A 6,582-nucleotide genomic window follows, 5' to 3' on the forward strand; every position below is an offset into this window, starting at 1 on the left:
GCGGTTCGGCCGAAGCACCCGGGCGACCCCCGGCGCACTCGCCGCAGCGCTTGGTGACGGCGCCGCCGGCAGCTCGGCGTCAGGTTCGAACAACTCGCCTTGCCCCTCTTTGCTAATCGCTAGGTAGTCTGTCGGTCGCCAAATTCGATGGGGGCGTTCTACCCTCGAAGCCCAGCGGTCTGGCGTTGTGGGTTTTTTCAAAGCATCTCAGCCCTCCGCCCGCGAGGGCGTGGAAGCGGTGTGGTCATCGGCCTCGACCAATGGCACGCTGAGCGCGGCGAATAGGCTTTCCCATTGTGCCGCGACGGATTCCAGACCCAAGGGCTCTACGGCCGCGCGCGCGGCAGCGGCGAGTTGCCTGCGCAGGCCTGCGTCCGATAACACCCGCCGCAGCGCATCGGCCAGTGCATCCACGTTATCCGAGGCAAACACAAGCCCGGTCTCACCGTCGCGGATGAACTCCAGCGGACCGGGCGACGCGTCGCTAGCGAGCACAGCGAGCCCACAGGCCATGGCCTCCAACATAGCATTTGGCATCCCCTCGAAGCGCGATGGCAAGGCGAAGACACTGGCTGCGTAGAGGAGGTCGAAGGGCTCTAGCCGGTGCCCCAAAAAGCGCACCTGCCGCGAGACCCCCAGCGTCTGCGCGCGCTGCTCGAGCACCTCGCGCAGCGGCCCGTCGCCGATGATGTCTAGCCCCCAGTCCGGATACTCGCCGGCGACGCGAGCAAAGGCGTCGATCAGTACGTCCACGCCCTTCTGATGGACTAACCTCGCGATGGTCACGATACGTTGGGCGTGCATCGGCTTGTCGAGGTCGTGTGGCGGAATCACCAGCGGGTTCAGCACCTTTGCCAGACGCTCCTGCGGCACATAGGCAGCCATAGTGTGCAACGCCCCGGTGCTGTTTGCCGTTACCAGGTCGGCACGCGGGTAGACGCGCGGACGCAGAGATTGCCAAGGCGGTTCGAGCTGCTGAATCGCCGGGTCGTTACGCTCGGATATCACCACCTTGGTGTCGAGGCCTTCGGCGCCGAGCAGCGTTTGAATGTTCGTGGCGCCGAGGAAGCTGATGATCGCCCGTGGGCGCAGGGATTGGAACAGTTGCCGCAGACTCATGACTCGGGCGGACCTCCGGACCCGCCGCTCGTTGGCGAAGCGGTTCAACAGCAGGGCCCGTAGACGCCGCACCAAGCGCATCGCGGCGAGCATCGGCGAGGCAATGACGCCGGGCAACGCCCTGTTAGGTTCGCTGAGCGACTGCTCCAGTCGATGATATATGCCCGCGAGCACGCCCTGCGCCCCGCGCGCGGGGTCCGCGGCGAGATCGAAACGACGCACGCCAGCCGGCAGTGCATGGGCATCGTCTTCCGGAAATAGCGTTGCGATACCGATGCGCACGCCTTTCGACTGCCAGTGCCGCACGAGCAGGCTTGCCACTCTTTGAGCCCCGCCGGCACCCAAGTGCGGGATGACAACGAGCAGATCGAGGTCCGCATCCCGCGCCTCCGGCGACGCCTTTTTCAACAGCACTGACATGAGGGCGCGCAGATGCGCGTACAGAGTTGGCAAGCTCCCACACTACAAAAGGTGAGAGCCGATGGGCAAGCGCGCGTCGCGGTGAGACATTCGCGCTGTCCCGATTTGCGGCCGCCCAGGGGCCTCGCCTGTCGTAACCGTTTAGCCCCCCTCTCTCTCTGCGCCCGACCCTAAGGACGTCTTAAAATCATGGAAGTGGAGATGAAAGCTCATGTTGTGTGGCAAGATTGCTCCAGATCTCGCCGACAAGGCGGCACCCTGCGGCAGCGGCATGCATCTGAGCGACCACGATCTTCTCCAACTCGACGACGCCTATCTTGAGGGACTGTCCCCGGAGCAGGCGCGTGCGTTGCTGGCGAAGGCGCTGGCGGACTTGAAGGTCGCGCGGGAACGCTTGGCGCAGAAACCCTCGAACAGTTCGCGACCGCCGAGCTTGCGCGCGCCTTGGGAAAGGGTCGAAGACGGGAACGAGGATCATGGCGACAGCGGCTCGGCGTCGGGCGACGCAGCGGCCCAACAGGGCGAACAACCGGCGCCCGCGGTGGCGTCGCGCGGGCGTAGAGGCGACCGACCAAGCGGCGACAAGCCCGGACGGCGCAAGGGTGCGCCGGGGCACAGTCGCACGCAGGTGTTGCTGATCGATGCCGAGCAGGTGCATGCCACCCGCGCCTTCGCGCTGCTCGTCAGCGTCATCGAGACCTGTCGCAAGCGCCGCGCCTCACCCTGGACCTACCTAGCCGATGTCGTGCGCCAACGACGCCGCAACCTGCCCGCTCCCCCGCTCCCCCGCTGCCTCTGCCTGCCGGCTGACGGCATGACCCCGCAGGCTTCAAGCGCGGGGGGGGGCTAAACGGTTACCGCCTGTCGGGAGTCGCTGAGCTGACGCAGCGACGTATACAGGTAGCTGAAGGGCTCCGGAGCCGTCATGGTCGCTGCAGATGAGAACGTTTCGCATTACTAGCAAGCACCAGTTGGTTGGTCCCAGATGATTGCTTGCGGCGGATTCGTAACCTGAGTGCGTGCGCTGGCACAGGTGCATTGAACGGCTTGCGCTCCACCGCACCCTGCCAGCGCATCTTCGCGGCGCATCAATGCTATGCTCGCTCGCCGATTCTGATCTGACTTTGCGGTCTTGTCCGTCGCGCTATTGTTCGTCCGCCGCCGCCCCATGCCACCGCCGACGCTTGCGATCTTTCTTCCGTCGCTCGCCGGCGGCGGCGCCGAGCGCATGATGCTGAACCTAGCCGCGGGGGCGCTCGCGGAGGGGCTCGCGGTGGCGCTGGTCTGCGCGGATGCGCGCGGGCCTTACGTGCCGGAGGTGCCCAAGGGCTGCCGGCTCGTGGACCTGAAGGCACGTCGCGTATCGCTCGCGCTACCCAAGCTCGCGGCTTGGCTGCGCCGCGAGCGCCCGCGCGTGCTGCTGGCCGCCATGGATCACGCTAATCTGGTGGCCATCTGGGCGCGGGTCCTGGCCGGCGCCGATGCGCGCATGCGGCTCGCCGTCAGCGTGCGCAGCCAGCTCTCCATGGCCGCAGCGAACGAGCCTCACTTGCGCGGGCGCCTGCTGCCGCGGCTCGCGCGTTGGTTCTATTCGCAGGCGGACGATGTCATCGCTGTCTCGCAAGGCGTTGCCGACGATCTGGTGCAGTGTCTCGGGCTCGATGACGCCCGCATCACAGTGATCCCGAACCCGGTTGTCGGCGAGCAGTTGGAGACCTTGGCCCCGGCGCCGCTGGCGTATCCCTGGTTTGCACCGGAGGCACCGCCGGTGCTGCTCGCGGCGGGCCGGCTGACTCGACAGAAGGACTTCCCGACTCTGCTCCGGGCCTTTGCGCGGTTGGTGCCGCGACGCGACCTGCGGCTCGTGATCTTAGGCGAGGGGCCGGACCGCGGCGCGCTGACAGCGGAGGTTGATGGCCTTGGGCTCGCCGAGCGAGTGGCGCTGCCAGGCTTCGACGACAACCCGTTCCGTTGGATGGCACGGGCGCGCCTGTTCGTGCTGTCGTCCGCCTGGGAAGGCCTGCCCGGCGTGCTGATTCAGGCCATGGCCTGTGGCACGCCGGTGGTGAGCACGGACTGTCCCTCCGGCCCGCGTGAGATCCTCGACGAGGGCCGCTTCGGCCCGCTGGTGCCGGTGGGCGATGCGCAGGCGCTGGCGGCTGCCATTGAACAGACCCTGGACGCCCCGCTGCCGGCGGCGACCTTGCGGGAGCGGGCGGCACAGTATCGCATTGCGCCGGTGACCAGGCGGTATCTCGCCGCCCTTGGCCTCGCCGCCGAGCCGGACGCGGCGGCGTGAGGGTCGCGCACGTCATCACCGGGCTCGGCGTCGGCGGTGCCGAGACGATGCTGTTTCGGCTGCTGTCGATGCTGCCTCGGGGAGACTTCGACCCCATGGTCCTGTCGCTGTCGCCACCGGGGCCCATGGGCGAGCGCATTGCGGGCCTCGACGTGCCCGTCCTGAGCCTCGGCATGTCCAACCGGCTGCCGCAGCCCCGGGCGCTGGCGCGACTGGCGCGGGAGCTGCGGCGGTTTCGCCCGGATGTCGTGCAGACCTGGATGTACCACGCCGATCTGTTGGGCGGGGTCGCGGCACGGCTCACGACCTCCGCGACGGTGGTTTGGGGCCTGCACAACAGCACGCTCGATCCTGTCCGCACGCCCTGGAGCACGCGGGCCGTCGTCGCCGCCTGCGCACGCCTGTCCCGGCGCCTCCCGCACTGCATTCTGTCCTGTTCCGAAGTCGCGCGCGGGGTACACACCGCGCTCGGCTACGACGCCGAGCGCGTGATCGTGATTCCCAACGGCTTCGACCTGGGCGCGTTCCGGCCGAGTGCCGCAGATCATGCTGCAGTCCGCGCCGAGCTCGGGCTGGCGGCAGCCACGGTACTGGTGGGCCTGGTGGCGCGATGGGATCCGCAAAAGGACCATGCGAGCTTCATCGGCGCGGCAGCCCACGTCGCCCGCCAGCATCCAGCCATCCACTTCTTGCTGGTCGGCACCGCGGTGGACGAAGCCAATGCCGCGCTTTCCGATCTCGTCGCAGGCACCGGCTTCGCGGAGCGCTTCCACCTGCTCGGCGAGCGCGCGGACGTGCCGCGATTGATGGCCGCGCTCGATGTCGCAGTGAGTGCTGCCGCCTACGGCGAGGCCTTTCCGCTCGTCATCGGCGAGGCGATGGCAAGCGGCGTGCCCTGTGTCGTCACCGATGTTGGCGATTCCGCCGTGATGGTCGGTGCCACCGGCCGCGTCGTGCCGCCGCGCGAGCCGGTGGCGCTGGCAGCGGCCCTGCGCGACCTCTTGGCGCTGACGCCTGAGCAACGGCGCGAGCTGGGCGCAAGCGCCCGCGCGCGGGTCGGCGCGGAATACGATCTCACCGCGGTCGCAGGACGTTATGCGGACCTGTATCGCTCGCTGGTTGCGTGCGATCACTGCTGAAGCAGCCATGCAACCGCATAATGGTAGGCCCACTGCACTGGGGCGCAAGGTCGTCTTCCTGGTCGCAGTGGACTGGTATTTCTGCCTGCATTGGCTGCCGTTGGCGCTGGCCGTGCAGCGTGCGGGCTACGAAATAGTCGTGATGACTGAGGTGACCGACACGGCGCAGGCGAAGTGCATCCGCGCCGCCGGGCTCAGGCTCGTGCCCACCGCGCTCGCGCGCAGCCGACTCAACCCAGTTGCCGAGCTCGCGACGTTGCGCCGGCTGGTGCGGCTGCTGCGTGCCGAGCAGCCCGATCTGCTGCACGCCATTGCGCAGAAGCCTGTGATCTACGGCGCGCTTGCCGCGCGCCTCACCGGCATCCGCGGCACGGTGGCCACCCTGGCCGGACTCGGCTATCTGTTCACGTCCAACGGCCTTAAGGCGCGACTCTTGCGCCCGCTTGTGCTGCTCGCCTATCGCATCTTGCTAACCCGGGGACGGGTTGGCGTCATCGTGCAAAACCCGGATGACGGCCGGCAGCTCAAACAGCTCTCAGGCATGCAGCCGGTCTTGATCAAAGGGGCCGGTGTGGACCCGCAGCGCTTCGCGCCCGTATCGCCGCCGCCGGGTGCCGTGACGGTGGTCCTGGCCTCCCGCATGCTGTGGGACAAGGGTGTGCAGGAGTTCGTGGATGCAGCAGGACTGTTGCGCGAGCGTGGTGAGGCGCCGCGCATGGTGCTTGTCGGCAAGCCCGACCAGAGCAACCCGGCGGCGGTGCCGCAGGCGCAGCTCCAGCGGTGGCACGACATTGGGGCCGTGGAATGGTGGGGGCACCGTACGGACATGCCGGCGGTGCTGGCGCAGGCGCACATCGTCTGCCTGCCGTCGTACCGGGAGGGGCTGCCGACCATCCTGATCGAGGCCGCGGCGGCCGGGCTGCCGCTGGTGGCCACGGATGTTCCGGGCTGTCGCGAGGTGGTGCGCGAGGGCGAGAACGGGCTGCTGGTGCCACCGCGGAATGCCGAGGCCCTGGCCGAGGCACTGGCGCGGCTTGCGGCGGATGCGGCGCTGCGGGCTGCCTATGGCCGTGCGTCCCGGCGGCTCGCGGAGGCGGAATTCGGCATCGGCCGAGTTGCCGAGGAGACGCTCGCCGTCTATGACAAACTGTTCGCCGAGATCAGCGCCGGTCAGGTGACGCCGCCTGACGCGCGACGATGATCTCAGGTAACACCGCTGCAAAGGTCTGCCGCGGAGCCCAGCCCAGCTGCGCACACAGGGCATCCGCGCGATAACAGGCCGAGCCCGCGAGCCGCTGCCAGGCGGCGCTGTTGAGCGGCATCGGCCGCGACAGCAAGGCGCCGATCGCATCGCCCAGCCGCGCGCCGAGGCGCAGCAGCCGGATTGCCAGGGTCCAGCCCGGCACCGGACGACCGAGGGCGCCGGCGATGTCCACGTAGAGTGAGCGGGTCGAGTACGGTACGCCATCGCTGACGATGAAGGTGCGCCCGCGCGCTTCGGGCATATGCATTGCGCGCTGTGCAGCGTCGATCAGATCGTCCAGCCCAACCATGGAGCGCCGGTTGCCGAGCTCCGGCAGCGGCGGAAACCGGCCACGGTCCACG

Annotated in this window: 5 protein-coding genes and 1 pseudogene; 4 read left to right on the plus strand and 2 right to left on the minus strand. The window is 68.4% G+C overall.

Annotated elements, in window-relative coordinates; genetic code table 11:
• Positions 1–207: 207 nt before the first annotated feature.
• Complete coding sequence (locus QZ607_RS25480) at positions 208–1,539, minus strand: glycosyltransferase (protein ID WP_295889001.1); 1,332 nt, start codon at positions 1,537–1,539, stop codon at positions 208–210.
• Between the two features lie 211 nt (positions 1,540–1,750).
• On the opposite strand from QZ607_RS25480, the gene QZ607_RS25485 reads away from it, so the two are divergent.
• From QZ607_RS25485 to QZ607_RS25500, 4 genes are all read left to right on the plus strand, one after another.
• Positions 1,751–2,389 (plus strand): hypothetical protein, encoded by a 639-nt coding sequence (locus QZ607_RS25485; RefSeq protein WP_295889003.1) that lies wholly within the window; start codon positions 1,751–1,753, stop codon positions 2,387–2,389.
• 282 nt (positions 2,390–2,671) lie between these two features.
• Positions 2,672–3,838, plus strand: coding sequence for a glycosyltransferase (locus tag QZ607_RS25490; protein ID WP_295889006.1), 1,167 nt, complete (start codon positions 2,672–2,674; stop codon positions 3,836–3,838).
• Positions 3,835–4,977: a glycosyltransferase gene (locus QZ607_RS25495; RefSeq protein WP_295889009.1), complete on the plus strand. Its 1,143-nt coding sequence runs from the start codon at positions 3,835–3,837 to the stop codon at positions 4,975–4,977. Before QZ607_RS25490 ends, QZ607_RS25495 begins: the two co-directional genes overlap by 4 nt.
• A gap of 7 nt (positions 4,978–4,984) precedes the next feature.
• Positions 4,985–6,178: a glycosyltransferase family 4 protein gene (locus QZ607_RS25500; protein ID WP_295889011.1), complete on the plus strand. Its 1,194-nt coding sequence runs from the start codon at positions 4,985–4,987 to the stop codon at positions 6,176–6,178.
• Here QZ607_RS25500 and QZ607_RS25505 read toward each other — a convergent pair.
• A pseudogene (locus QZ607_RS25505) lies at positions 6,138–6,582 on the minus strand (epimerase); the annotation flags it as partial. The gene QZ607_RS25500 and the pseudogene QZ607_RS25505 sit on opposite strands and share 41 nt — an antisense overlap.

The organism is uncultured Thiohalocapsa sp. (assembly GCF_913063425.1).
Classification (GTDB): domain Bacteria; phylum Pseudomonadota; class Gammaproteobacteria; order Chromatiales; family Chromatiaceae; genus Thiohalocapsa.

What these genes read in the sequence shown, in the direction of transcription:
- QZ607_RS25480 (WP_295889001.1), bottom strand. Translation starts at nt 1,539, where the DNA reads ATGTCAGTGCTGTTGAAAAAGGCGTCGCCGGAGGCGCGGGATGCGGAC.
- QZ607_RS25485 (WP_295889003.1), top strand. Translation starts at nt 1,751, where the DNA reads ATGTTGTGTGGCAAGATTGCTCCAGATCTCGCCGACAAGGCGGCACCC.
- QZ607_RS25500 (WP_295889011.1), top strand. Translation starts at nt 4,985, where the DNA reads ATGCAACCGCATAATGGTAGGCCCACTGCACTGGGGCGCAAGGTCGTC.